The sequence below is a fragment of the Pseudomonas sp. FW305-28 genome (genome assembly GCF_017351395.1).
Lineage (GTDB): Bacteria > Pseudomonadota > Gammaproteobacteria > Pseudomonadales > Pseudomonadaceae > Aquipseudomonas > Aquipseudomonas fluorescens_AA.
Window position 1 is genome coordinate 1 of the sequence record NZ_JACNDD010000107.1, and the last position, 23,903, is coordinate 23,903.

The window sequence follows — 23,903 nt, forward strand, 5'->3', positions numbered from 1 at the left end:
ACCGACTCCAGAGAGATGGCGCTTGTAAGTCCGTCATCGCGAGCAAGCTCGCTCCCACAAGGGCCACCGATCAAAGTGTGGAAGCCCGAACAGACTGTGGGAGCGAGCTTGCTCGCGATGGCGGCCAGGCAGGCGCTAAAGAATCAGCTCGCCAACAACCAAACCCCAGCCCCCGCCGAAGCCGCCCCGGCCAACCTGACCAATGGCGCCGCCGCTTGCGGCAACACCCGCACCAGCGCAAAACCTGCGCCATGCAGCGCCGCCGTGGCCGCGACGAAGCCTGCCGCATAGGCCCACGGGCTCGACATGTCCGGCAGTTCCAAGCCATGGGCCACGCCATGGAACAGCGCAAACAGAGCGGTTGCACCGACCGCCAGGCTCAACGGCGGACGCACCGCCAGTGCCACCGCCAGGCCCAGGGCGAGCACCGAGGCGGCGATGCCGCTTTCCAGCGCTGGCAGGTCCAGGCCTTCAAAGCCCAGCAGGCCGCCAAGCAGCATCGTACCGACGAAGGTGCATGGCAGTGCCCAGCGCGCGGCGCCTTGTTGTTGTGCAGCCCACAGACCAACCGCCAGCATCGCCAGCAAATGGTCGAGCCCGCCGATGGGATGGCCGAGGCCGGCGATCAGCCCGTTGTCGCCGTGGCCGGGGTGAGCGAAGGCCAGGGCCGGGGTCAGCAGCAGGGCGAGGGCGCCGAGAATGCGTTTGAACGTCATGGATAAGCTTCCTTGTTGTCAGTCGAAAAATCAGGCAGCGCTCAGCAGGCCCTGGCGCTCGATGAAGGCGATGATGTCGTCCAGGCCTTGGCCGGTCTTCTGGTTGCTGAACACGAAAGGCTTGCCGTTGCGCATACGCCGGGTGTCGCTGTCCATCATCTCCAGGGACGCGCCCACCAGGGGGGCCAGGTCGATTTTGTTGATGACCAGCAGGTCGGATTTGCAGATGCCCGGCCCGCCCTTGCGCGGCAGCTTGTCGCCGGCCGAGACGTCGATCACATAGATCGTCAGGTCCGACAGCTCGGGGCTGAAGGTCGCCGACAGGTTGTCGCCGCCCGATTCCACCAGGATCAGGTCCAGGCCCGGGAAGCGCCGGTTCAACTGGTCCACCGCTTCAAGGTTGATCGAGGCATCTTCGCGAATCGCCGTGTGCGGGCAGCCGCCGGTTTCCACGCCGATGATCCGCTCCGGCGCCAGGGCCTCGTTGCGCACCAGGAAGTCGGCGTCTTCGCGGGTGTAGATGTCATTGGTGACCACCGCCAGGTTGTAGCGTTCACGTAGAGCCAGGCACAGGGCCAGGGTCAGGGCGGTCTTGCCGGAGCCCACCGGGCCGCCGATACCGACGCGCAGAGGTTGTGTATTCATGTGTGTCTCCTAGGAACGGAACAGGCGGCTGTACTGGCGCTCATGGGCCATGCACGCCAGGGACAGGCCAAACGCGGCGCTGCCGTAATGATCGGGGTCGATGTTCGAGGCGTTGTGCTGGGCCTGTTGCAACAGCGGCAGCAGTTCACTGGTCAGGCGCTGGGCCGCTTGTTGGCCCAGGGGCAGGGTTTTCATCAGCACCGCCAGTTGGTTTTCCAGCCAACTCCACAGCCAGGCGGCGAGGGCGTCCTGGGGGGCGATCTGCCAGGCGCGGGCGGCCAGGGCCCAGCCCAGCGCCAGATGCGGCTCGCTGCGCTGTTCGAGAAAGCCTCGCGCGGCGTGGTCGAGTTCCGGCAGGCCTGTGAGCAATTGCTGCAACGAGTAGCCCATCTGCCGGCTCTCCTGATACAGCTCGCGGGTTTCCCGGCTGGCGCGGTGCTCTTCGCAATGTTGCAGCAGCGCGTCCCAATCGTCAGCGGCGGCTGCGGTGCAGTGCGCCAGCAGCAAGGGTGCTTCGAAGCGTGCCAGGTTCAACAGCAATTGATCGCTGATCCAGCGCCGGGCGTCGTCGGGGTTTTTCACCTGGCCATTGTCCACCGCCATCTCCAGCCCCTGGGAATAGCTGTAGCCGCCAATCGGCAACTGCGGGCTGGCCAGACGCAGCAGCGCCCAGGCCGGGTTCATGTGCGCACGCCAAACTGATGCAGGCGCGGCGCGTAGTTGAAGTCTTCGTCGCCGTGCCGGGAATGATGATGGCCGCCGCCATAGGCACCGTGTTCTGGCTGGAACGGGGCTTCGATGGATTCGACGCTGGCGCCCAGTTGCTCGAGCATCGCCTTGAGCACGTAGTCGTCCAGCAGGCGCAGCCAGCCATCGCCCACTTGCAGGGCCACGTGGCGATTGCCCAGATGATAGGCGGCGCGGGTCAGTTCGAAGGCGTTGGCGCAGGTGACGTGCAGCAATTGTTCGGCGCGGGCGCAGACGCGCACGATGCGCCCGTCTTCGGCCTGCAGGCATTCGCCGTCGTACAGCGGCGGCTGGCCTCGTTCCAGGAACAATCCCACGTCTTCACCTTCGGCACTGAAACAGCGCAGGCGGCTTTTGCTACGGGCGTCGAAGGTCAGGTGCAGCTCGGCGTCCCAGCGCGGTTGAGTGTCGATTCTGCGGTGGATCACCAGCATCGGAGTGCTTCCAGCAATGAACAGTGCTGTGTTTAGAGCAAGGGGCTTGCCAATCGAAGAAGGTGTAGGAAATAGCTGGGATGGCGTTTCAGGATGGGGCGGATTGCGTGCCATATTGGTGCACTCCGGGGTGTTGCGCACCATTTTGCGGCTTGCACAAAAAACTGTGGGAGCGAGCTTGCTCGCGATAGCGGTGGGTCAGTCAGCATTGATGCCGCTGACAGACCGCAATCGCGAGCAAGCTCGCTCCCACAGTGGGTACATTCGGGGGTTATTCGGTACTGCCCAACCCTTGCCAATGTTTGAGGCCAATGAAGATGAACCGCAGTTGCTGGGTAATCTTCGCTTGGGGCGTGAGGTGTTCGGGGAGGGCTTGGGCCGGTGGGTCGATGATGTCCGGCAGGGTGGCGAACACGCTCTTGACGATGAGGTCAGCCATCACGCCCAGGGCGGCCAGGTCCAGGTGCTGCAGCTTGGGCATCAAGGCCAGGTCGGCGGCCAGGTCCGAGCTGATGCCTTCGCGCAATTGGGCGATGGCCTGGCGCACCGGCAGGGAGCCGCCGTATTGCTCGCGGGCCAGGAACAGGAATTGGGATCGGTTGGCTTGCACCACATCGAGAAAGATCCGCACCGACGCATCGATAATGCCGCCCATGACGAATTCGTTGTGGCGTACCAGGCGGATGGTCTCGCGGAAGGTCTGGCCGACTTCGCTGACCAATGCCAGGCCCAGTTGGTCCATGTCTTCGAAGTGCCGGTAGAACCCGGTGGGCACGATGCCTGCCGTCCTGGCGACCTCCCGCAGGCTCAGGCTGCCGAAGCCCCGGCCGCACTCCATCAAATGGCGGGCTGCGTCCATCAGGGCAATTCGGGTCTGTTGTTTCTGTTCGGCGCGGGGCAGCATCGCAAGGCTGACTTCTGATTCACGGGAGCGACGCACTCTAGCAAATCGGCTTTGCCGACGTCGAACGGTAGAGAGGAGGCGGGCGGGAAAAACGAGGGGTTTGAAAAGTCAAAAGCCCGATTGCAGGAATCGGGCTTTTTTCTGGGCCACCATGGGCTCAGCTCACTGTGCCGTTGCGTTCGATCACGCGGTCACCACCGCCTTCGGCCACGGTATCGCCCATTTTAGTGCGAGAAGAACCGTCTTCGGCGAGGGTCTGGCCTGGGGTGCGGTCGGAACCGTCGGCTGCCAAGGTTTGGCCTGGGGTGCGGTCGGAACCGTCGGCTGCCAAGGTTTGGCCTGGGGTGCGGTCGGAGCCATCAGCTGCAACGGTATCGCTTTGCTTGGTGCGGTCATAACCGTCCTCGGCCAGACCTTTTTCTTCCAGACGATCACGGCCACCTTCGGCAACAGTCTGGCTGTAGACAGAATGGCTGTCCTTGACCTGTGGTGTAGCTTGTTCGGAGGCTGGCAGTGCGAAGGCAGTGGAGGCCAGCAGTGAAAGGGACAGGCTCATCAGTAATTGGCGTTTCATGATCGTTGCTCCTTGGGAGGGCGATAAAGTGGGTACGAGGGCAATGCTACTCTCGATAAGTCGATATAAAAGTTCATAAACGCAATGGTAATAATCAACAGAATTGATTGTTCGGGGCGAAGGCTCTAGAACGGGCGTTTCCGAGGTATTGTTTTGCACCGCAGTGGGTATTTTGTACCCATCACTGCCTCGCAAATGGGCGGCTGCGGTAACAGTTTTTTGGCTGTTCGGTCAGGATCCTGGGATTTTTTGTGCCGTTCATCGGCACCTGTTGGCGGTTCTACCAGTCCAACGCTTCATGGCGAACCGTCTACAGGTTCGTGTTTCCCAAGGCGTCGCGGTAGCGGACGCTGACTTGTCATCAGGAGTTTTGTGCATGACGCGCACCTCGAAAATCCTCGTCTGGAGCTTTGCCAGCCTTGTTGTCCTGCTGGCGGTGCTGGTCCTGGTCATCGCGTTCTTCGACTGGAACCGCATCAAGCCCCCGCTCAATGCCAAGGTTTCCGAGGAGTTGCATCGCCCCTTCGCCATCAACGGCAACCTGGCGGTGGTCTGGCAGCGCGAACCGGGGGAAGGTGGCTGGCGCGCCTGGTTGCCGTGGCCCCATGTGGTGGCCGAAGACTTGAGCCTGGGTAACCCGGATTGGTCGAAAACCCCGCAAATGGTCACGCTCAAGCGTGTCGAGCTACGCGTTTCGCCTTTGGCCTTGCTGGCCCGGAGAGTGGCGATTCCGCGCATCGACCTGACGGAGCCTAACGCCAACCTGCAACGCCTGGCGGACGGTCGCGCCAACTGGACCTTCCAGTTCGACCCGAAGGACCCGGACGCCGAGCCGTCCAACTGGGTGGTGGACATCGGCGCCATCGGCTTCGACAAGGGCCACGTCACCCTCGACGACCAGACGCTCAAGACCCGGCTCGACCTGTTGATCGATCCGTTGGGCAAACCCATTCCGTTCAGCGACATTGTTGGCGACAAGGCCGCCAAAAAAGCCCAGGACCAAGGCGCGACGCCGCAGGACTATGCGTTCGCCTTCAAGGTCAACGGGCAGTATCACGGGCAAAACCTGACCGGCTCCGGCAAGGTCGGTGGCTTGCTGGCGTTGCAGGATGCGTCACAACCCTTTCCACTCCAGGCCCAGGCGAAGATCGGCGACACTCGCATCGAACTGGCTGGCACCCTCACCGACCCGCTGAACCTCGGGGCCCTGGACTTGCGCCTGAAGCTGGCCGGCAAAAGCCTCGCTCATCTTTACCCGCTGACCGGCGTGACCTTGCCGGATTCGCCGCCTTACACCACCGATGGCCGCTTGATTGCCAAGCTGCATGAGCCGGGTGGGGCGCTGTTCCGCTACGAGGCGTTCAACGGCAAGATCGGCGACAGCGATATCCATGGCGACCTGGCCTATGTCGCCAGCCAGCCGCGGCCGAAACTCAGTGGTGCGCTGGTCTCCAATCAACTGCTGTTCAGCGACCTGGCGCCGCTGATCGGTGCGGACTCCAATGCCGAGCAAAAGGCCCGGGGCGGCGCCAGCAAACAACCGACCGACAAGGTCTTGCCCGTGGAAGAGTTCCGCACCGAGCGCTGGAGCGTGATGGACGCCGATGTGGAGTTCACCGGCAAACGCATCGTTCACAGCGAGCAGTTGCCGTTCAGCGATCTTTATACCCACCTGGTGCTCAATGATGGCCAGTTGAGCCTGGAACCCCTGCGCTTCGGCGTGGCCGGTGGCCGCCTTGATGCGCAGATCCGCCTCAACGGGCACACCCAGCCCCTTGAAGGCCAGGCGAAGCTGACGGCGCGGGGGTTCAAGCTCAAGCAACTGTTCCCGGGTTTTGAACCGATGAAAACCAGTTTCGGCGAATTGAACGGCGATGCCGACATCGCCGGGCGCGGCAATTCGGTGGCGGCACTGCTGGGCACGGCCAATGGCACGCTGAAAATGCTCATCAACGATGGCGCCATCAGTCGGGAATTGATGGAGTTGGCGGGACTGAACGTCGGCAACTACGTGGTGGGAAAAATCTTTGGCGACAAAGAAGTGAAGATCAATTGTGCGGCGGCGGACTTCGATATCAAGACGGGCCTGGCGACCACGCGGCTGTTCGTGTTCGACACGGAGAACGCGATCATCTACATCGACGGCACGGCGAACATGGCGAGTGAACAACTGGACCTGACCATCACCCCCGAGTCCAAGGGCTGGCGTCTGATTTCCCTGCGCTCGCCGTTGTACGTGCGCGGCCCGTTCGCCAAGCCCGCCGCTGGCGTCAAGGCCGTGCCCCTGATGCTGCGCGGTGCCGGGATGGTGGCGTTGGGCGTGATCGCCGCGCCGGCGGCCGGGTTGCTGGCGCTGGTGGCGCCCAGTGGGGGGGAGCCGAACCAGTGCGCGCCGCTGCTGGAGCAGATGAAGGCGGGCAAGGCGCCGGTGACGGTCAAGCCTAGCCGGTAGCCCGGTTGTGCGGTGAGGTGGCTGGCCTCATCGCGAGCAAGCTCGCTCCCACAGGGGACCGCATTCCGTCTGCAAGAATGCGGTCAAAATGTGGGAGCGAGCTTGCTCGCGATTGGGGCCCTGAAGGCTATTACAGATCGGCCAGGATATCGGCCATGTCATCGGCATGCTCTTCTTCCTGGGCCAGGATGTCTTCGAAGATGCGCCGGGTGGTCGGGTCTTTTTCGCCGATGTACTGGATGATTTCCCGGTAGCTGTCGATGGCGATCCGTTCGGCCACCAGGTCTTCGTACACCATTTCCTTGAGGGTATTGCCCGCGACGTACTGGGCGTGGGAGTTGCGGGTCAACAGGTCGGGGTTGAACTCCGGCTCGCCGCCCAACTGCACGATGCGCTCGGCGAGTTTGTCGGCGTGTTCGGCTTCCTGGTTCGCGTGTTCGAGGAACTCACTGGCCGCCACGCTGGCCTTGAGGCCGGAGGCCATGAAGTAGTGACGCTTGTAGCGCAGTACGCAGACCAATTCGGTGGCCAGCGCTTCGTTGAGCAGGCGGATGACTTCCTGCCGGTCGGCGCCATAGCCTTCGGTCACTGCGCCGTTCTGCACGTTCTGCCGCGCACGTTCGCGCAGGGTGGTTACATCGGATAAGTGCATGTCGCTCATCTCGTTCTCCTGGAGGCTGATCCGGTTGGAGCGTCACGCTCTGCTGGCGCGATCACTTCTTAGGTGGAGTGAGGAACGAGGCAAAAAGTTTAATGAAATGTGTCAGTGCAATTCCCATTCGGCATCACCGATGTGACGGTGGTGGCGGCCGAAGGCGAAGAGTCGGCCGAGCGCAGCTTCGCGTTGTCTTGTGCCGAGGCCGAGGAGCGCTTGCTGGCCTTGGCGCGCTCTTTCTGAGAGGGGGCCGCGGCGCAGCCCAGCGGGAGCAAGCTCCCTCGCCACGGATTCATCTGGGTGTCATAGACTGGTCATCATCGGTACTGATGCTGATCCCTTCTTGATCACAAGGATGTCGCCATGTCGCAACGCTGCGCCACTCGTTACCCGCTGGTACTGGTCCCGGGCATGTTCGGGTTCATACGCCTGGTGCTGTATCCGTACTGGTATGGGATCGTCTCGGCGTTGCGTCGCGGTGGGGCCGTGGTGGTGGCGGTGAAGGTTTCGCCGTTGCATTCGTCCGAGGTGCGCGGCGAGCAGTTGCTGGCATTGATCGACGACATCCTGCGGCAAACCGGTGCGCAGAAGGTCAACCTGATCGGCCACAGCCAGGGCAGCCTCACCGCCCGTTATGCCGCCGCCAAACGCCCGGACCTGGTGGCGTCGGTCACGTCGGTGGCCGGCCCCAACCATGGCTCCGAACTGGCCGATTACCTGCAGGCCCACTACCCGGCCGACAGTGCCAAGGGGCGTGTGCTCAGTGCCGTGCTGTGCCTGATCAATGCTCTGATGAGCCTGCTGGACACCGGCTATCGCGGGCCGAAACTGCCAGTGGACATCCATGCTTCCCACGCCTCCCTGACCACCGCCGGGGTGGCGCTGTTCAATCAAGGTTATCCACAGGGCCTGCCGGTTACCTGGGGCGGGCATGGGCCGGAAGAGGTCAATGGCGTGCGCTATTACTCATGGTCCGGCACCTTGCAGCCGGGCAAGACCGATAAAGGGCGCAATCTGTTCGACGGCACCAACCGCACTTGCCGTTTATTTGCCCGCACCTTTGTCAGGGAAGCGGGACAGTGCGACGGTTTGGTCGGCCGCTACAGCTCACACCTGGGCACGGTCATCGGCGATGACTATCCGCTGGACCACTTCGACATCGTCAACCAGTCGCTGGGACTGGTGGGCAAAGGGGCCGAGCCAGTCCGGTTGTTTGTCGAGCATGCGCAGCGGTTGAAGGCGGCCGGGGTGTAGGGTTTCGGATCGAGTTGTCCGCCATCGCGAGCAAGCTCGCTCCCACAATGGGCCTAGCGCTGCAACCCCCTGTGGGAGCGAGCTTGCTCGCGATGGCGATAGACCCGGCACAGGAGATCCAACAGATGAAGGTGTAACAGGCTTTGTCTACACTGCACCTCATCGCCGTACCCTCGTGCGGCAGCCAGGAGAAACACCATGAAGATGCTGCGTGTGCCTTTGTTGATGATCGGTTTGCTGCTGTGTTCCCAGGGTTTCGCCGCGACGGCGCAGCAGACCAAGATGACCACCTGCAACGCCGACGCCACCGCCAAGGCGCTCAAGGGCGACGAGCGCAAGGCGTTCATGAGCACCTGCCTCAAGGCTACACCGAGCACCCCGCAGGAACGTATGAAGACCTGCAACGCCACGGCCACCACCCAGGCCCTGAAGGGTGATGCCCGCAAGGCGTTCATGAGTGAGTGCCTGAAGAAAAAGTAACGGCCGGTTTTTCTTCAACCTTTGATGCCCTATCGCGAGCAAGCTCGCTCCCACAGTGGATTTGTGTTGCCCGGTTCGTGGTGGGAGCGTGCTTGCTCGCGATGGGGGCGGCACAACACTGCAAAAAAACAGCTGAACCCTGTCCAGGATCGGCCGATACAATGTCTAGTGCTGTTGGTGGATCGCTGGCAGACTGCCGATCCTTTCACGCCGTTTTGTCCTGAGGCTGTATGCCAACGTTTTCTCAGCGTCATGTATTGTTGGTGATCAGTTGGGTGATCATTTTTGGTGGGTTGTTGCTGGTGCTGCCACTGCGCCTGTTGCCGAGCCTGCTGGCCGGGTTGTTGGTGTTCGAGCTGGTCAACATGCTCACCCCGCAGTTGCAGCGCCTGATCGAGGGTCGCCGGGCCCGCTGGCTGGCGGTGGCCTTGCTGGGCACGCTGGTGGTCAGTGTGCTGACGCTGATCTTCGCCGGAGCCTTCAGTTTCCTGCTCCATGAGGCGGAAAACCCCGGGGCCTCCCTGGACAAGTTCATGACGGTGGTCGACCGTGCCCGTGGGCAATTGCCGCCGTTCATCGACGCCTACCTGCCGGCCAGCGCCGCCGAGTTCCGGGTGGCGATCGGTGACTGGGTGAGCAAGCACCTGAGCGACCTGCAACTGGTGGGCAAGGACGCGGCCCACATGTTCGTGACGTTGCTGATCGGCATGGTGCTGGGGGCTATCGTTGCCCTGCAGCGCATTCCCGACCTGACCAAGCGCAAGCCCCTGGCCGCGGCGCTGTTCGATCGCCTGAACCTGCTGGTCAAGGCGTTTCGCAACATCGTCTTCGCCCAGATCAAGATTTCCCTGCTCAACACCTTCTTCACCGGGATTTTCCTGGCGGTGGTGCTGCCGCTGTTCGGGATAAAGCTGCCGCTGACCAAGACCCTGATCGTGATGACCTTCCTGCTGGGGCTGCTGCCGGTCATCGGCAACCTGATGTCCAACACGCTGATCACCATTGTCGGCCTGTCGCTGTCGATCTGGGTCGCCGTGGCGGCGCTGGGTTACCTGATCGTGATCCACAAGCTCGAATACTTCCTCAACGCCCGCATCGTCGGCGGGCAGATCAGCGCCAAGTCCTGGGAATTGCTCATGGCGATGCTGGTGTTCGAAGCCGCATTCGGCCTGCCGGGGGTGGTGGCGGGGCCGATTTATTATGCGTATCTCAAGAGTGAGCTGAAACAGATCGGGATGGTTTGATCCGGTAGGGATGGCGCCTGATCTGGCGCCATCGCGAGCAAGCTCGCTCCCACAGAAGATCTATGCGATCCCTGTGGGAGCGAGCTTGCTCGCGATTCAGGCGCCTCGGTCCTGGATCAGCCCTGCGTGCCGTAGCGCTTCATCGCCTCGATCGCCAGCCCGCTGCCAATACTGCCGAAGATATTGCCTTCCACATGCCGCGCCTGGGGCAGCATCGCCGAGACGCTGTTGCGCAGCGCCGGGATGCCGCTGGAACCGCCGGTGAAGAACACCGTGTCGACCTGATCGACCCGCACGTCGGCATCGCCCAGCAACTGCGTGACGCTGCCGCGCACCCGCTCCAGCAAGCCGTCGATGGCCGACTCGAACAGCGCCCGACTCAGTTCCACGCTCAGGCCCGGCTCGATCCGGTCCAGGAGCAAATGCCGCTGGTCGGTGTGGGTCAGCTCGATCTTGGTTTCTTCCACTTCCATCGCCAGCCAATGCCCGGCGCGCTGTTCGATCAGCTTGAACAGCCGGTCGATGCCGCCGGTGTCTTCGATGTCGTAGCGCATGCTGCCCAGGGCCAGGGTGGACTTTTGCGAGTACACCGCGTTGATGGTGTGCCAGGTCGCCAGGTTCATGTGGTGGCTGGTGGGCATGTAGGCGCCGCTTTTCATGCGGCTGCCGTAGCCGAACAGCGGCATCAGGCCGGCCAGGGAGAGTTGCTTGTCGAAATCGGTCCCGCCGATGTGCACGCCACCGGTGGCGAGGATGTCGGCGTGGCGGTTGTCGTGGGTACGGCGCTCGGGGGAGAGGCGCACCAGGGAGAAGTCCGAAGTACCGCCGCCGATGTCGACGATCAGCACCAGCTCTTCTTTCTCGATGGTCGATTCATAGTCGAAGGCCGCCGCGATGGGCTCGTACTGGAACGAAACTTCCTTGAAACCGATGGCGCGGGCGACGTCCACCAGGGTGTTTTCCGCTTCCTGGTCGGCCATTTCATCGTCGTCGACGAAAAACACCGGGCGCCCCAGTACCACTTCTTCGAATTCCCGACCGGCGGTGGCTTCGGCGCGTTTCTTCAACTGGCCGATGAACAACCCCAGCAGATCCTTGAAGGGCATCGCCGTGCCCAACACGCTGGTGTCGTGCTTGATCAGCTTGGAGCCCAGCAGGCTCTTGAGCGAGCGCATCAGCCGGCCTTCGTAGCCTTCCAGGTATTCGTGCAGGGCCAGGCGGCCATACACCGGGCGGCGTTCCTCGAGATTGAAAAAGACCACCGAAGGCAGGGTGATCTTGTCGTCCTCCAGCGCGATCAACGTTTCCATGCCGGGGCGCAGCCAGCCGACGGTGGAGTTGGACGTGCCAAAGTCGATGCCGCAGGCACGGGCCGGGGATGCGTTTTTCATGTCTTTCGGGTTCCAGTTGAAAAAACGGCCGCGCAGTGTATGTCAGTGCGGCGCGGATTCGAAGGCCGGTTATCTGCTAATTCTCGACCGCGGGCCTTGAAAGACTCTCTTATACCCCCAAACTTGCTGGCATGAGCCAGGTAGCGCAAGGCGGGTACAAGAACCGCCGCCAGCTGCCGATAAACTTCTGACGTGCCGCCCGGTCCCAATCTTGAGGTCGGTCAACCCGCTGTCCGGTTATCCGGGCATGCTGTGCGTGGCGGTGCGACATCGATAACGGATGGTGATGCCTAGATGGACTTCAAAGACTATTACAAGATCCTGGGTGTTGAGCCCACGGCGGACGACAGCACGATCAAGGCTGCCTACCGCAAGCTGGCGCGCAAGTATCACCCGGATGTGAGCAAGGAAAAGGACGCCGAGACCAAGTTCAAGGACGTCTCCGAAGCCTATGAAGCGCTGAAAAGCGCCGACAAGCGCGCCGAGTACGACGACCTGCGCCGCTACGGCCAGCACGGCCAGCCGTTCCAGGGCCCGCCGGGTTGGCAGAGCCGTGGCGGTTTTGGCGGTGGCCAGGACGCCGGCGACTTCTCGGATTTCTTCAGTTCGATCTTCGGTAACCGTGGGTCGGGTTTCGGTGGCGGACAGTCAGGTCGCAGCGCCGGCCGTCGGGGGCAAGACGTGGAAATGGAATTACCGATTTTCCTGGAAGAAACCCTGTCGAGCGAGTCGAAGAAGGTCACGTTCCAGGTGCCGCAATACAACGCGGCCGGCCAACACGTGAGCAACACCAGCAAGAGCCTGAACGTGAAGATCCCGCTGGGCGTGACCGATGGCGAACGCATCCGCCTCAAGGGCCAGGGCGCGCCGGGTGTCGGTGGCGGCGCCAATGGCGACTTGTACCTGACCATTCGTTTCGCTCCACACCCCAAGTTCGACGTCGAAGGCCAGGACCTGATCATCACCTTGCCACTGGCGCCGTGGGAGTTGGCGCTGGGCACCGAAGTGGCGGTGCCGACCCTCACCGGCAAGATCAACCTCAAGGTCCCGGCCGGCAGCCAGAACGGCCAGCGCATGCGCGCCAAGGGCCACGGCCTGCGCAACAAGGCCGGCGAGCGCGGCTACCTGTTCGTGCAGCTCAAGGCCGTGATGCCCAAGGCCAGCGACGAAGCGGTCAAGGCGTTGTGGGCGGAACTGGCGAAGAAAGCGGCGTTCGATCCGCGGGAGAATTTCTGACCTGTGGTTGATGACCCGCTGAACACAAAACCTGTGGCGAGGGAGCTTGCTCCCGCTGGGCTGCGAAGCAGCCCCAAAACCATTGGACGCGCAGTGCCAGGAAAAAACAGTTGGCAGTTTTTTACGACTGCTATGCAGCCGAGCGGGAGCAAGCTCCTTCGCCACAGTCATGGCTAGACTCGACAGTTAAAGCATTGGGAGAAGCAGACCATGAACAACCCGATCATTGAACTGACCCTGACGGAATTCTGCGAGGCTGCCGCGTTGGCGGATGTCCATGTGATCGAGATCGTCGCCCACGGCATCCTCGAACCCCACGGCGCGGCCCCGACGGATTGGCGTTTTACCGATTACGAACTGGCCTTGGCCAAGCGTGCCGCGAAGCTGCGGCACGACCTGGACCTGGAGTGGGAAGGCGTCGCCCTGGCGCTGGACCTGCTGGAGGAAGTCCAGGAGCTGCGTGCCGAGAATCGTCGGCTGCGCCAGCAATTGGGCCGTTGGGTGGACTGACCGTGGCGGTTCGTATCCGTCATGTCTCGTCGAAAAAGCGATAAATAGTTACCGCACGCTTCGGTGGCACACTGGTTAGGCTCGGGTTTTCCATCGTCAAGGATGACCCGATATGCCAGGCTTCACCCCTCGTCTCGCCACTCCCCAGGGCGAGCATTTCGACCTGCTCAAAGCCCGTATTCCCGGCTGGTACAGCGGGGCTATCGTGCAACGCCAGCAGGAACTGAGCGACCATGAACTGACGCTTCCGGACTGGTATGCGAAAGCCTCTCCCGACCTCTGGAACAGCCTCAAGGACAGTCATTCCCGCTACCGCGAGCGCCTGAACCAGGTCGACAACCGGCTGGGCAATATCCAGGACATCCGCGCCTTTGCCGAACCCTTGCTCGAGCAGGCGCTCCTGGATGAGTTCAACCTCACGCTGAACGTCAACGAGGTGTATTTCGTCCGCAAGTACGGGCGCAAGACCCGCGATGATCTTTTTGGGGCGTTGGTCCTGGACAACGAGGGCGGCTACTTCGATCGCTACGAATATCGTGGCACGTCATTGCTGGAGGCGGCGCTGGCCAATTTCGCGCCAGAGGAAGCTCGCAAGCCCGCCTGTGCCGATTGCAGCCTCATTACCACGGTGCGTCCGTTCCAGGGCGGCGCAGTGGTGCCTTCCATCGACGCCGTTCGCGCAGGGGCGTTGCCGATTGCCCCAGAAGCTTTCGCCCAGTTGTGTCGCACCCTGGACCTGGGGCGCCAGTATCAGGAACACATCAACGCTGTCCTGCGGCTCGACGACAGCAAGACATACAACCCGCTGGATCATTCACTGGAGGAGCATCACCGGCAGGGCCTAGCGCTGAACATCGAGATCGCCCGGGCCAAGGCCGACATCAGCCCGGCGGTCTACGCGATGTTGCAGCAGGTGATCGACGGCGCCAGCGACGTCACCCTCGATGGCCAGGCCGTGACCTTCACCTCCCTGAAAGTGTTCGACATCGAACTGGTCGGCCCGCTGTTGATCGGCCCCGACCTTGAAAACAGTCGCCGGGTGGTGCCGGTCGTGGCCTACCTTCCGGGTGATCCCGAGCATCCCCTGAAAGCCTATGCCTCCAGCGCCGACTTCATGGTCGAACTGCGGCGACGCCTGCACGGTAGCGCCTACCGCCGCTTCTTCAGCCGTTTCGTGCCGCTGCGTCAGCAAGGGGTGTTTTTCCGGCAGTTCAAGCACTTCTATCAAACCTCCCCGACGGCCGATGACCAGGCCGATTACCCACTCAAATCGTCGTTGCGCAACCTGCCCATGGGCACGACGCCGATTCCCGGCGACCTGTGGGGCTCGCTACGCCTGCGGCAGATCGAGAAGATCCAGGCTGACGCACGCGCGGTGGCGGTGCCTACCGGTGATGAAGACCAGAAAGCCCGCCTGGCGCGCCTGGACAGTTACCTGGACGCGGTGGTCGACGTGTTCAACCTGGCGGCGTTCGTCGTGCCAGGATTGGGGCCGCTGATGTTGACGGTCGGGGCCGTGCAGATGTTCAACGAGGCCTTTGAAGGCATCGAAGCGTTCGAACGGGGGGAGACCCGGGAAATGTGGGCGCATTTTTCCAGCGTGGCCCTCAACACCGCCTTCGTCGCCACCGGTGCGGCGGTGCTGCCGCACATTCGATGGTCGGGCGCGGTGGATCAGTTGGAGCCGGTTCAATTGGCCAACGGCGAATCGCGTCTGTGGCGCCCCGACCTGAGGGTTTACCAGAGTGAGCTGGCGCCACCCCCGGCGTCGAGTCCGGATACCCAGGGCCTGTATCGGGTCGGCGACCGGCAGGTTCTGCCGCTGGGTGACCAACATTATGAAGTGCAACGGGACCCGCAGACCCTTCGCTATCGCATTCGTCATCCTTCCCGTCCGCAGGCCTACCAGCCCGAGCTGACGGACAACGGCAACGGTGCCTGGCACCACGAACTGGAACAACCGCGTACCTGGGAAGGCCCGACACTGATGAGACGCCTGGGCCATGGCGTCAAGGGCTTCAGCGATGCTGAACTGGAGCAGATCCGCCTCGCCAGCGCGACCTCGCACGACGTGCTGCGACGGGTGCATGTCGAGGGCGAGCCGGTGCCGGCGTTGCTGGCCGACACCCTCGATCGCTTCGACCTCTGCCGACAACTCGACACGTTCATCGGGCAACTGCAAAGCGATGAGCCGCTGCGCCATGACTTGGCCGAGCCGATGTTGCACCTGCTGACCCAATACGGCCCGTGGCCAAGAGGGCTGAAGCTGAAGATCGTCGACGGCGCCGGCTGGACACGCTGGCAGTACGTCCGCCCCTCGGAAGGCGAGACCCCGGTTCGCGAGGCCAGTCTTACCGAGGCCAAGGTCCGCACGCCTTCGCTGTTGAAAAACCTGATCGAAGCGGTGGATGCGGCAGGCGCCGACCTGTTGGCCACGGCGAGCCCGCCGATTGCGAAAACCAACATGGATGCTCGCGTCCGGCACCTGCGCCAGGCACTCGCCGAAGCGGCGGTAAATGAAAAGGTGCAGTTGCTCAACGACTACTACGCCATGGGCGAGACGAGAGGTGATCCCCATGTCACGCTGATCAAGTCCCGCTTTCCCTCGGTTCCGGCAAAGGCGATCGAGCAGATCATCACCCTGGCCGGTAGCGAAGAGTTGCAGCAAATGGCCGCCTGGGATTTCGACGAGGCCAGCCAGACCAAATCCATCCCGCTGCGCATCGCCGAAGAGCTGCGCCATTATCAGCGCGTGGTGCGTTTGAACCGAGCCTACGAGGGCCTGTATCAGGACGCCTTGGCCACGGCGGACACGCCTCGATTGGTGTTGGCGACCCTGGAAACCTTGCCTGGCTGGAGCGACACGGTGCGCATCGAATTGCGTGAGGCCGATGTGTCCGGCGCCTTGATCGACAGCATCGGGCCGCAAAATGCGCCGCAGACCAAGGTCGTGGTCAAGGACGATGATCTCTACCAGGCTTTTGACGACAGCGGCAATGAGTTGAGCCATTGGGGCAGTGTCTTCGATGCCTTGCAGCATGCCCTGCCGGATGCCGAACGCCGGGCCATGGCTCGGCCCTCGATCCATCACGGCGATCAGTTGAGAGAGGCCATCGGCGCTTCGCCAGTGGACCGGGATGTGCTGGCGAGCCGCTTGAAGATGCCCGCGCTCAAGCCCGCCTTCCAATCGCCGATGCGCCTGGCTTCGGGCAAAGTCGGCTACCCCCTGGGTGGGCTGCGGGATTGGTTGCGCCTGGGCCGCTCGCCGGAGAGTCGGGTGCAGGAGTTGTACCCGAGCTACACGGCGGAGCAGACCGAGGCGCTGTTGCAATCACTGGGCAATGGCGCGGTGAGGGAACTCAAGCGACGTAAAGTCGAGTTGAAAATGCTGCGTCGGGATCTGGACCGCTGGGTCGCTACCCTCGGATGGCGTCACGTGGGTAATAGCTATCAGCAAGTACCGGCAGGGATCAGGCAGGCGGTGGCCGAACAAATCGAGCGCTGCTGGAGGCGTCAGACCCGGGTCGTTGCAGGGGCCGATGGCCGCCGACTCGGGTATGAGCTTGATTTGAGCGGATTGAACATCGGTGCGTTGCCGGAGCTGACCGCCGACTTCAGCCATGTGGGTGTGCTCAAGATGTCTGACATGGGCCTGACGCTGCACTACTGCGACAGCTTCCTCGACGGGTTCTCCTCCCTCAAGCGCTTGGAAATGCCGAGGAACAGGCTTAGGGATATTCCCGAAGCCCTGGAGGGGATGAGGAGTCTGGAGACGCTTCACCTGGGGAATAACCAGATCGGCCTGATACCTCATAGCATTGAAATCCTGCAAGGCCTTACCCGGCTGAAAAATCTCGACCTGGATAATAACTTGCTGGAGCGCCTGCCGGACTTCAGCAGGCTACCTGACCTAGAACGATTGCACCTGAAGAACACCGGGATCACGGCCTGGCCCACCGGCCTGCGCGACCAACCGCTGGAGCTGATCGACTTGCGCGACAACGGCTTGGCCCAGGTGCCGGATCACCTGCTCGACCCGCCCGCCGATCGTGCCCATGCCACGGCACGCCTCAATCGGGTGACGTTGCTGCAGGGCAACCCGTTGAGCGAGGGGGTCCAGCAGCGCATGCGTGATTATTGGGCGACGGTCTTGCAGACGCGTCCTGAATGGGCGGTCCTGCGTTTGCCCGAGGCGTTTGGGTTTTCAGCGCCGGTCGGGCCGGCGAATATGCAGCAATGGCTGCGCGACCTGCCTGCGGGCCAACTGGCGGAAAAAAGCGCCTTGTGGCAAAGCCTGGCGGATGAGCAGCACTCGGGAGAGTTTTTTGAGTTGTTGCATCGGTTGGCCGCCTCCTATCAGGGTCTGGAGGATTATCCGGACCTCCAGGCCCGCGTCTGGCAGATGCTCGAGGCGATGGGCAACGCCACCGACTTGCGTCATGAACTGTTCGACCTGGCCGGCCGACCGGCCTGTGAAGATCGCGCCGCCTTGTCCTTCAGCTACCTGGAAATCCGCTTGATGATCCACAACGCCAGGGCCTTGGCGGTTGCAAAGGATGAGGCGGCAACACTGGTCCATCTGGCCAAGGGGCTGTTTCGCCTCGATGAGGTAGAGCGTATTGCCCTGCAGGATATCCAGCGGCGCCGCGATGCGATCAATGCCCGCACCGACCTGACCAACGATGAAACGCGCGAAAACCTGGCGCTGATAGAAGAAGTCGAGGTCCGTCTGGCTTACCGTGCGGGGCTCAAGGATCGACTGGGGCTACCGGGGCAACCCGCGGGCGGGGTTTTTCTCAGGCTGGGAGATGTCACCCCTGGAATGCTCGATGCCGCTGCCAATGAGGTGCTGGCGCTGGACGATTCCCCCCAGCAGTTTCAGTCGCTGGTGGGCCGGGATTTCTGGATCGATTATTTGAAGCAGGCGCATGGGGCCTCCTTCCAGGCGCTGAACGACACCCTTATCGCCAACCAGATCGAGCTGGATGAAGCGAAGGCCGCCGGGACCCTGGAGGAAGCCGACTACATCAGCCAGTCCGAGGCGTTGGGCCTGCAACACAAGATCAAGGAAGCGGAGCTGGTCCAGTCGTTGACGCGAACCGAGCTGGAGCAGTTGCCGGGCAGTACCGACCTGTAGGCTGATCCTTTCAGGCAATGAAAACCGTGGCGAGTACGCGTGCTCCCGCTGGACCGTAGGAGCTGTCGAGCGCAGCGAGGCTGCGATCTTTCCAAAAACGCTTGAGTCCCAAGCGAAAGATCAAAAGATCGCAGCCTTCGGCAGCTCCTACGGTCCAGCGGGAGCAAGCTCCCTCGCCACAGGAACTGCGCCGGTTCAAAACAGGAAATAACGCTGCGCCATCGGCAGCACTTCGGCCGGTTCGCACCACAGCAACACGCCGTCGGCCTTGACCTGGTAAGTCTGCGGATCGACGTCGATGCTCGGCAGGTAGTCGTTGTGGATCAGGTCGGTCTTCTGCACGTCGCGGCAGCCTTTGACCACGGCGATTCTTTTCTTCAGCCCCAGTTGTTCCGGCAACCCGGCCTCGGCGGCGGCCTGGCTGATGAAGGTCAGGCTGGTGGCATGCCGTGAGCCGCCGTAGCTGGCGAACATCGGTCGGTAGTGCACCGGTTGTGGTGTCGGGATCGAGGCGTTGGCGTCGCCCATCAGGCTGGCGGCAATCGCTCCGCCCTTGAGGATCAGCGTCGGCTTGACGCCGAAGAACGCCGGGCGCCACAGCACCAGGTCGGCCCACTTGCCCACTTCGATGGAGCCCACTTCATGACTGATGCCGTGGGTGATCGCCGGGTTGATGGTGTACTTGGCGATGTAGCGCTTGATGCGGAAATTGTCGTTGCCTTCGCCGTCGCCGGGCAGGGCGCCGCGTTGTTTTTTCATCTTGTCGGCGGTCTGCCAGGTGCGCGTGATGACTTCGCCGACACGGCCCATGGCCTGGCTGTCGGAGCTGATCATCGAGAACGCACCGAGGTCGTGGAGAATGTCTTCGGCGGCGATGGTCTCGCGGCGGATGCGGCTTTCGGCGAAGGCCACGTCTTCGGCAATGCTCGGGTCCAGGTGATGGCAGACCATCAACATGTCCAGGTGCTCGTCGATGGTATTGCGGGTGAACGGCCGGGTCGGGTTGGTGGAACTGGGCAATACGTTGGGGAAACCGCAGGCCTTGATGATGTCCGGCGCATGGCCGCCACCGGCACCTTCGGTGTGGTAGGTGTGGATGGTGCGGCCCTTGAAGGCGGCGAGGGTGGTTTCCACGAAGCCCGACTCGTTGAGGGTGTCGGTGTGGATCGCCACCTGCACATCGTACTGGTCGGCCACGCTCAGGCAGTTGTCGATGGCCGCCGGCGTGGTGCCCCAGTCTTCGTGCAGCTTCAGGCCGATGGCCCCGGCCTTGACCTGCTCGATCAACGGTTCCGGCAGGCTGGCGTTGCCCTTGCCGGTGAAGCCGATGTTCATCGGGAAGGCATCGGCGGCCTGGAGCATGCGCGCCAGGTGCCACGGCCCGGAGGTGCACGTGGTGGCGTTGGTCCCGGTGGCCGGGCCCGTGCCGCCGCCGATCATGGTGGTGACGCCGCTCATCAGCGCTTCTTCGATCTGCTGCGGGCAGATGAAGTGGATGTGGGTGTCGATACCGCCAGCGGTAAGGATCATGCCTTCGCCGGCGATCACTTCGGTGCTGGCGCCGATGGCGATGGTCACGTCGGGCTGGATGTCCGGGTTACCGGCCTTGCCGATGGCGGCGATGCGCCCGTCCTTGAGGCCGACATCGGCCTTGACGATGCCCCAGTGGTCGATGATCAGTGCGTTGGTGATCAAGGTGTCGACGACCTCGGCGGCCAACAGTTGGCTCTGGCCCATGCCGTCGCGAATCACCTTGCCGCCGCCGAATTTCACTTCTTCGCCGTAGGTGGTGAAGTCTTTTTCCACTTCGATCCACAACTCGGTGTCGGCCAGGCGGACCTTGTCGCCGACGGTGGGGCCGAACATGTCGGCGTAGGCTTGTCTCGAAATCTTCATGTGCTTGCCTTGGAATTCAATTGAATGTTGAAACCGTTCGCTGCGCTCACTCATCGCGAGCAAGCTCGCTCCCACATTTGATCGAGGTAACCTGTGGGAGCGAGCTTGCTCGCGATGAGGCCAGTGCAGGCACCCTATGACTTACAGGTCGCCCATGACCCGCCCGGCAAACCCGAACACCCGGCGATGCCCGGCCAGGTCCACCAGCTCCACCTCGCGGCTCTGGCCCGGTTCGAAACGCACTGCGGTGCCGGCCGGGATGTTCAGGCGCATGCCACGGCTGGCGGCGCGGTCGAAGGTCAAGGCGTCGTTGGTCTCGAAAAAGTGATAGTGCGAGCCGACCTGGATCGGTCGGTCGCCGCTGTTGGCGACGTTCAGCGTGAGGGTGCGGCGACCGACGTTGAGTTCGATGTCGCCGGGCTGGACCTGGTATTGCCCTGGAATCATTGCGGTTGCCCCAAAATCTTGTAGTAAATGGCGGTCGGGGTGTAGGTCCCGTCCGGGCTCTGGCAGTAGTCGGGCAGTTCACCGACGCGGGTGTAGCCCATGGCGCGGTAGAACGCCTCGGCCTCGGAACCGGCCTCGGTGTCGAGGTACAACAGGCCACGCTTGTGCTGGCGGGCGCCAAGTTCCAGGGCGCTCATCAATTGCTGGCCCAGCCCGCGGCGGCGAGCCTCACCGCGGACCAGCAGCTTCTGCACTTCGGCACGGTTGAGGCCGTTGGGCTTCTGGCACAGGGCAAGCTGGACGCTGGCCTGTACCTGTTCATCCTTGACCACCACCCACAGCAGCAGGTGGCCCTGGTTGAGGCTGGCCTGGACCTCGTCGAAGTAGGCGCGGGCCTGGACGGCATCGAGATCGGCCATGAACCCCACGCTGGCCCCGTAGCCGACGGCGTCGAGCAACAGATCGATCAGGCCCTGGCGATAATGCGCAAAGCTCTCGGCGTGGACTCGACGCAACTGGGCGGCGTTCATTGGCTTTTCACTCCTTGTTGATGGCAGGCGGTAGCGCCCCGGGGTTGAGGTTCAACTGCATGAAGGTCAGGTCCAGCCAGCGGCCGAACTTGGTCCCCACCTCGGGCATCTGCCCGGTGATCACGAAACCGGCCCGCTCGTGCAGGCGAATCGAGGCCGCGTTGCCACTTTCGATGGCCGCGACCATGACGTGTTTATCGCAGGCCCTGGCACGTTCGATCAACGCGCCCATCAGCAGCGGGCCAAGGCCATTGCCGCGTTGATCGCTGCGCACGTACACCGAATGCTCCACGGTGTGGCGAAAACCATCGAACGGCCGCCAGTCGCCGAACGAAGCGTAGCCGAGCACGTTGTCTTCGGCGTCGACGGCCACCAGCACCGGGTAGCCCTGGGTCTGCCGGGCGCTGAACCAGGCCTGGCGATTGCCCAGGTCCACGGCTTGTTCGTTCCAGATCGCCGTGGTGTTGAGGACGGCGTCGTTGTAGATCTCGCGGATCGCCGGCAGGTCTGTGGCATGGGCGTCACGAACATGGGCAGTCATGGCGTGGCCTCAGGCGATGGGTTGGTGGACGGTGACCAGTTTGGTGCCGTCGGGAAACGTCGCTTCGACCTGGATCTCCGGGATCATTTCCGGGATGCCTTCCATCACCTGCTCGCGGCTCAACAGCGTGGTGCCGTAGTGCATCAGCTCGGCGACGGTCTGGCCGTCACGGGCGCCTTCCAGCAGTGCGGCGGAAATGTAGGCCATGGCCTCCGGGTAGTTGAGCTTCAGGCCCCGGGCCAACCGTCGTTCGGCGACGAGGCCGGCGGTGAAGATCAGCAGCTTGTCTTTTTCGCGTGGGGTCAGGTCCATGTGCAATCCATAAAAGGCAGATAAATAATTCGCGCTAAGTTCAACCCTGGGGTGGGAACCCGTGGGAGCAAAGCTTGCTCGCGATAAACGATAACGCGGTCTTTTTCTGTGTCGAGGCGTCTGCATCGCGAGCAAGCTTTGCTCCCACAGAACTCACTACTCCCACAGGAAAGCCAATTCAGGTGCTCCAGATTCTCGGTGGTACGGCCTCTCTTCCAAGCAATGCAGGCCTGAGCAAGCGCCACAATTCAATCAACCACCCCCGCGCCAGCAACGCCTCGCTCGCCAGGCACCGCGCCACGACCAGGCCGGGCAATTGGGTCAGGTCGCCGCGCACGGCATGGCCCAGGGAGCGGCAGTGTTCCAGCAACTCGCTGTCGATCTCGCCGGTCACCAGCAACGTGGCAAACACCGGATCGCCGCCCAGCCCGATGGGCGAGTCCAGCAGCCCATCACCGCCCACAATGCGCTGGCGCTCATGCCACAGCAACTGGCCGTCGCGGCGAATGTCCAGTCGCGATTGAAAGTGCCCCAGGTCGAACCGCTCGCCGCTGGCCGGTCGGCCGAGGGCGACCATGTCCCAGTAGAACAGGCGTGCGTCGCCCTGCAGGTCGATACTCGTGCCGAGTTCGGCCTGGGCCGCGCTGAAGACGATGGTTTCCTGGGGCAGCCATTCCAGGGTCGCGCCGGGGGCCACGCTCAGGGTCAGCTGTTGGTACGCCGGGCCGGCAGCGCGGTACCACTTGGCCGCGCCGGGGCTGGTCAGTTGCGCCCAGGCGCCAGGGCCGACGTGGGCCGAGATGTCCAGCCGGTCACCGCCGGCAATCCCGCCGGGCGGGTGGACGATGATGTGCTGGCACACCTCGGGGCCTTCGGCGTACAAGTGCTTCTGCACCCGCAGCGGGCCTTTGTGGCGGCGCTGTACCGGGCGTGTGCACTCGCCGAAACGGGCGTAGCCCAATTCCAGCTCGGCGTGCCAGCTGGGGGTGAACAGGGCCGAAGGCGCCAATGAACAGACAGGTAGATTCATGATTTCTGATTATCGTCAGGACGCTACAGACTAGATCGTAACCAGTCCGCGCACACCCTCGGCTTCCATATTTTCTCCGCGCCCCTGCTGCACGATCTCGCCCCGGGACATCACCAGGTACTGATCGGCCAGCTCGGCGGCGAAGTCGTAGAACTGCTCCACCAGCAAAATCGCCATGTCGCCCCGGGCCGCCAACTTCTTGATCACCACGCCGATCTCCTTGATCACCGAGGGCTGGATGCCTTCGGTGGGCTCGTCGAGAATCAGCAGGCGCGGGCGACTGGCCAGGGCCCGGCCAATGGCGAGCTGCTGTTGCTGGCCGCCGGACAGGTCACCGCCACGGCGTTGTTTCATCTGCAGCAGCACCGGGAACAATTCGTAGATGAATGCCGGCACTTCCTTGGCTTCGGCGCCGGGAAAGCGCGACAGGCCCATCAGCAGGTTTTCTTCCACCGTCAGCCGTCCGAAAATTTCCCGACCCTGGGGCACGTAGGCGATGCCGGCATGCACCCGTTGGTGCGGCTTGAACGCGGTGATGGCCTTGCCTTCCCAACTCACCGCGCCTTCCTTGGCCGGCAACAGGCCCATCAGGCATTTGAGCAGGGTGGTCTTGCCCACGCCGTTGCGCCCCAGCAGGCACGTCACCTCGCCGACCTTGGCGTCGAACGACAGGCCGCGCAGGATGTGGCTACCGCCGTAGTACTGGTGCAGCTTGTCGACTTGCAGCATGTTCCAGATTCTCCTCAAGTTCCCTGTGGGAGCGAGCTT

General features: G+C 62.8%; 22 protein-coding genes and 1 pseudogene. 8 read left to right on the forward strand and 15 right to left on the reverse strand.

The features are described 5' to 3' along the window. Nucleotides 1-143: 143 nt before the first annotated feature. The 6 genes from J4E53_RS21840 to J4E53_RS21865 form a co-directional block, all read right to left on the reverse strand. On the reverse strand, nt 144-716 hold the full coding sequence (locus J4E53_RS21840; RefSeq protein ID WP_060739394.1) for a HupE/UreJ family protein: 573 nt from the start codon (nt 714-716) through the stop codon (nt 144-146). A gap of 30 nt (nt 717-746) precedes the next feature. Continuing rightward, nucleotides 747-1,361 (reverse strand): urease accessory protein UreG, encoded by a 615-nt coding sequence (gene ureG, locus J4E53_RS21845; protein WP_060739393.1) that lies wholly within the window; start codon nt 1,359-1,361, stop codon nt 747-749. 9 nt (nt 1,362-1,370) lie between these two features. Further along, complete coding sequence (locus tag J4E53_RS21850; RefSeq protein WP_103309846.1) at nt 1,371-2,045, reverse strand: urease accessory protein UreF; 675 nt, start codon at nt 2,043-2,045, stop codon at nt 1,371-1,373. After that, the gene (gene ureE / locus J4E53_RS21855) at nt 2,042-2,542 is read right to left on the reverse strand and encodes an urease accessory protein UreE (RefSeq protein WP_060739391.1); all 501 of its coding nucleotides are present in this window, start codon (nt 2,540-2,542) and stop codon (nt 2,042-2,044) included. Before ureE ends, J4E53_RS21850 begins: the two co-directional genes overlap by 4 nt. Nucleotides 2,543-2,813: 271 nt before the next feature. Next, a complete protein-coding gene (locus tag J4E53_RS21860; RefSeq protein WP_060739390.1) occupies nt 2,814-3,446 on the reverse strand; it encodes a TetR family transcriptional regulator in 633 nt (210 codons plus the stop codon). A gap of 157 nt (nt 3,447-3,603) precedes the next feature. Beyond that, nucleotides 3,604-4,020 carry a hypothetical protein gene (locus J4E53_RS21865; RefSeq protein ID WP_063323155.1) on the reverse strand — a complete coding sequence of 139 codons (417 nt, stop codon included), beginning with the start codon at nt 4,018-4,020 and terminating at the stop codon, nt 3,604-3,606. Between the two features lie 376 nt (nt 4,021-4,396). Between J4E53_RS21865 and J4E53_RS21870 the strand changes: the two genes are divergently transcribed. Continuing rightward, on the forward strand, nt 4,397-6,472 hold the full coding sequence (locus J4E53_RS21870; protein WP_103309843.1) for an AsmA family protein: 2,076 nt from the start codon (nt 4,397-4,399) through the stop codon (nt 6,470-6,472). 130 nt (nt 6,473-6,602) lie between these two features. Here J4E53_RS21870 and J4E53_RS21875 read toward each other — a convergent pair whose 3' ends face one another. Continuing rightward, a complete protein-coding gene (locus tag J4E53_RS21875) occupies nt 6,603-7,133 on the reverse strand; it encodes a bacterioferritin (protein WP_060739387.1) in 531 nt (176 codons plus the stop codon). Between the two features lie 120 nt (nt 7,134-7,253). Between J4E53_RS21875 and J4E53_RS30840 the strand changes: the two are divergent. The 4 genes and pseudogenes from J4E53_RS30840 to J4E53_RS21890 all read left to right on the forward strand — a co-directional run. Further along, nucleotides 7,254-7,370 (forward strand): annotated as a pseudogene (locus J4E53_RS30840) (FMN-dependent NADH-azoreductase); the annotation flags it as partial. Nucleotides 7,371-7,490: 120 nt separating this feature from the next. Then, complete coding sequence (locus tag J4E53_RS21880) at nt 7,491-8,381, forward strand: triacylglycerol lipase (protein ID WP_103309842.1); 891 nt, start codon at nt 7,491-7,493, stop codon at nt 8,379-8,381. A gap of 198 nt (nt 8,382-8,579) precedes the next feature. Then, entirely contained in the window at nt 8,580-8,861 is a 282-nt protein-coding gene (locus tag J4E53_RS21885; RefSeq protein ID WP_060739385.1) for a PsiF family protein, read from the forward strand. A 230-nt stretch (nt 8,862-9,091) separates the two neighbouring features. Beyond that, entirely contained in the window at nt 9,092-10,105 is a 1,014-nt protein-coding gene (locus J4E53_RS21890; protein ID WP_103309839.1) for an AI-2E family transporter, read from the forward strand. A gap of 116 nt (nt 10,106-10,221) precedes the next feature. Here J4E53_RS21890 and J4E53_RS21895 read toward each other — a convergent pair whose 3' ends face one another. Next, the gene (locus tag J4E53_RS21895) at nt 10,222-11,496 is read right to left on the reverse strand and encodes an Hsp70 family protein (protein ID WP_060739384.1); all 1,275 of its coding nucleotides are present in this window, start codon (nt 11,494-11,496) and stop codon (nt 10,222-10,224) included. Nucleotides 11,497-11,790: 294 nt separating this feature from the next. Between J4E53_RS21895 and J4E53_RS21900 the strand changes: the two genes are divergently transcribed. From J4E53_RS21900 to J4E53_RS21910, 3 genes are all read left to right on the forward strand, one after another. After that, on the forward strand, nt 11,791-12,732 hold the full coding sequence (locus J4E53_RS21900; protein ID WP_060739383.1) for a DnaJ C-terminal domain-containing protein: 942 nt from the start codon (nt 11,791-11,793) through the stop codon (nt 12,730-12,732). Nucleotides 12,733-12,942: 210 nt separating this feature from the next. Next, on the forward strand, nt 12,943-13,242 hold the full coding sequence (locus J4E53_RS21905; RefSeq protein ID WP_060739382.1) for a chaperone modulator CbpM: 300 nt from the start codon (nt 12,943-12,945) through the stop codon (nt 13,240-13,242). A 112-nt stretch (nt 13,243-13,354) separates the two neighbouring features. Then, a complete protein-coding gene (locus J4E53_RS21910; protein ID WP_103309837.1) occupies nt 13,355-18,379 on the forward strand; it encodes an NEL-type E3 ubiquitin ligase domain-containing protein in 5,025 nt (1,674 codons plus the stop codon). Nucleotides 18,380-18,574: 195 nt separating this feature from the next. Here the strand turns inward: J4E53_RS21910 and ureC are convergent, their stop codons facing one another. From ureC to urtE, 7 genes are all read right to left on the reverse strand, one after another. Beyond that, nucleotides 18,575-20,275, reverse strand: a complete 1,701-nt coding sequence (gene ureC / locus J4E53_RS21915) for an urease subunit alpha (protein ID WP_060743085.1) — start codon at nt 20,273-20,275, stop codon at nt 18,575-18,577. Nucleotides 20,276-20,416: 141 nt separating this feature from the next. Then, the gene (locus J4E53_RS21920; protein ID WP_014336352.1) at nt 20,417-20,722 is read right to left on the reverse strand and encodes an urease subunit beta; all 306 of its coding nucleotides are present in this window, start codon (nt 20,720-20,722) and stop codon (nt 20,417-20,419) included. Next, nucleotides 20,719-21,252 carry an N-acetyltransferase gene (locus tag J4E53_RS21925; RefSeq protein WP_060739380.1) on the reverse strand — a complete coding sequence of 178 codons (534 nt, stop codon included), beginning with the start codon at nt 21,250-21,252 and terminating at the stop codon, nt 20,719-20,721. Before J4E53_RS21925 ends, J4E53_RS21920 begins: the two co-directional genes overlap by 4 nt. A gap of 7 nt (nt 21,253-21,259) precedes the next feature. Beyond that, on the reverse strand, nt 21,260-21,793 hold the full coding sequence (locus J4E53_RS21930) for a GNAT family N-acetyltransferase (protein ID WP_103309836.1): 534 nt from the start codon (nt 21,791-21,793) through the stop codon (nt 21,260-21,262). 9 nt (nt 21,794-21,802) lie between these two features. Further along, nucleotides 21,803-22,105, reverse strand: coding sequence for an urease subunit gamma (gene ureA / locus J4E53_RS21935; RefSeq protein ID WP_003197350.1), 303 nt, complete (start codon nt 22,103-22,105; stop codon nt 21,803-21,805). A 178-nt stretch (nt 22,106-22,283) separates the two neighbouring features. After that, complete coding sequence (locus J4E53_RS21940) at nt 22,284-23,135, reverse strand: urease accessory protein UreD (protein WP_103309834.1); 852 nt, start codon at nt 23,133-23,135, stop codon at nt 22,284-22,286. Nucleotides 23,136-23,165: 30 nt separating this feature from the next. Beyond that, nucleotides 23,166-23,864 (reverse strand): urea ABC transporter ATP-binding subunit UrtE, encoded by a 699-nt coding sequence (urtE, locus tag J4E53_RS21945; protein WP_103309832.1) that lies wholly within the window; start codon nt 23,862-23,864, stop codon nt 23,166-23,168. Nucleotides 23,865-23,903: the final 39 nt, after the last annotated feature.

What these genes read in the sequence shown, in the direction of transcription:
- J4E53_RS21840 (WP_060739394.1), bottom strand. Translation starts at nt 716, where the DNA reads ATGACGTTCAAACGCATTCTCGGCGCCCTCGCCCTGCTGCTGACCCCG.
- ureG (WP_060739393.1), bottom strand. Translation starts at nt 1,361, where the DNA reads ATGAATACACAACCTCTGCGCGTCGGTATCGGCGGCCCGGTGGGCTCC.
- J4E53_RS21850 (WP_103309846.1), bottom strand. Translation starts at nt 2,045, where the DNA reads ATGAACCCGGCCTGGGCGCTGCTGCGTCTGGCCAGCCCGCAGTTGCCG.
- ureE (WP_060739391.1), bottom strand. Translation starts at nt 2,542, where the DNA reads ATGCTGGTGATCCACCGCAGAATCGACACTCAACCGCGCTGGGACGCC.
- J4E53_RS21860 (WP_060739390.1), bottom strand. Translation starts at nt 3,446, where the DNA reads ATGCTGCCCCGCGCCGAACAGAAACAACAGACCCGAATTGCCCTGATG.
- J4E53_RS21865 (WP_063323155.1), bottom strand. Translation starts at nt 4,020, where the DNA reads ATGAAACGCCAATTACTGATGAGCCTGTCCCTTTCACTGCTGGCCTCC.
- J4E53_RS21870 (WP_103309843.1), top strand. Translation starts at nt 4,397, where the DNA reads ATGACGCGCACCTCGAAAATCCTCGTCTGGAGCTTTGCCAGCCTTGTT.
- J4E53_RS21875 (WP_060739387.1), bottom strand. Translation starts at nt 7,133, where the DNA reads ATGAGCGACATGCACTTATCCGATGTAACCACCCTGCGCGAACGTGCG.
- J4E53_RS21880 (WP_103309842.1), top strand. Translation starts at nt 7,491, where the DNA reads ATGTCGCAACGCTGCGCCACTCGTTACCCGCTGGTACTGGTCCCGGGC.
- J4E53_RS21885 (WP_060739385.1), top strand. Translation starts at nt 8,580, where the DNA reads ATGAAGATGCTGCGTGTGCCTTTGTTGATGATCGGTTTGCTGCTGTGT.
- J4E53_RS21890 (WP_103309839.1), top strand. Translation starts at nt 9,092, where the DNA reads ATGCCAACGTTTTCTCAGCGTCATGTATTGTTGGTGATCAGTTGGGTG.
- J4E53_RS21895 (WP_060739384.1), bottom strand. Translation starts at nt 11,496, where the DNA reads ATGAAAAACGCATCCCCGGCCCGTGCCTGCGGCATCGACTTTGGCACG.
- J4E53_RS21900 (WP_060739383.1), top strand. Translation starts at nt 11,791, where the DNA reads ATGGACTTCAAAGACTATTACAAGATCCTGGGTGTTGAGCCCACGGCG.
- J4E53_RS21905 (WP_060739382.1), top strand. Translation starts at nt 12,943, where the DNA reads ATGAACAACCCGATCATTGAACTGACCCTGACGGAATTCTGCGAGGCT.
- J4E53_RS21910 (WP_103309837.1), top strand. Translation starts at nt 13,355, where the DNA reads ATGCCAGGCTTCACCCCTCGTCTCGCCACTCCCCAGGGCGAGCATTTC.
- ureC (WP_060743085.1), bottom strand. Translation starts at nt 20,275, where the DNA reads ATGAAGATTTCGAGACAAGCCTACGCCGACATGTTCGGCCCCACCGTC.
- J4E53_RS21920 (WP_014336352.1), bottom strand. Translation starts at nt 20,722, where the DNA reads ATGATTCCAGGGCAATACCAGGTCCAGCCCGGCGACATCGAACTCAAC.
- J4E53_RS21925 (WP_060739380.1), bottom strand. Translation starts at nt 21,252, where the DNA reads ATGAACGCCGCCCAGTTGCGTCGAGTCCACGCCGAGAGCTTTGCGCAT.
- J4E53_RS21930 (WP_103309836.1), bottom strand. Translation starts at nt 21,793, where the DNA reads ATGACTGCCCATGTTCGTGACGCCCATGCCACAGACCTGCCGGCGATC.
- ureA (WP_003197350.1), bottom strand. Translation starts at nt 22,105, where the DNA reads ATGGACCTGACCCCACGCGAAAAAGACAAGCTGCTGATCTTCACCGCC.
- J4E53_RS21940 (WP_103309834.1), bottom strand. Translation starts at nt 23,135, where the DNA reads ATGAATCTACCTGTCTGTTCATTGGCGCCTTCGGCCCTGTTCACCCCC.
- urtE (WP_103309832.1), bottom strand. Translation starts at nt 23,864, where the DNA reads ATGCTGCAAGTCGACAAGCTGCACCAGTACTACGGCGGTAGCCACATC.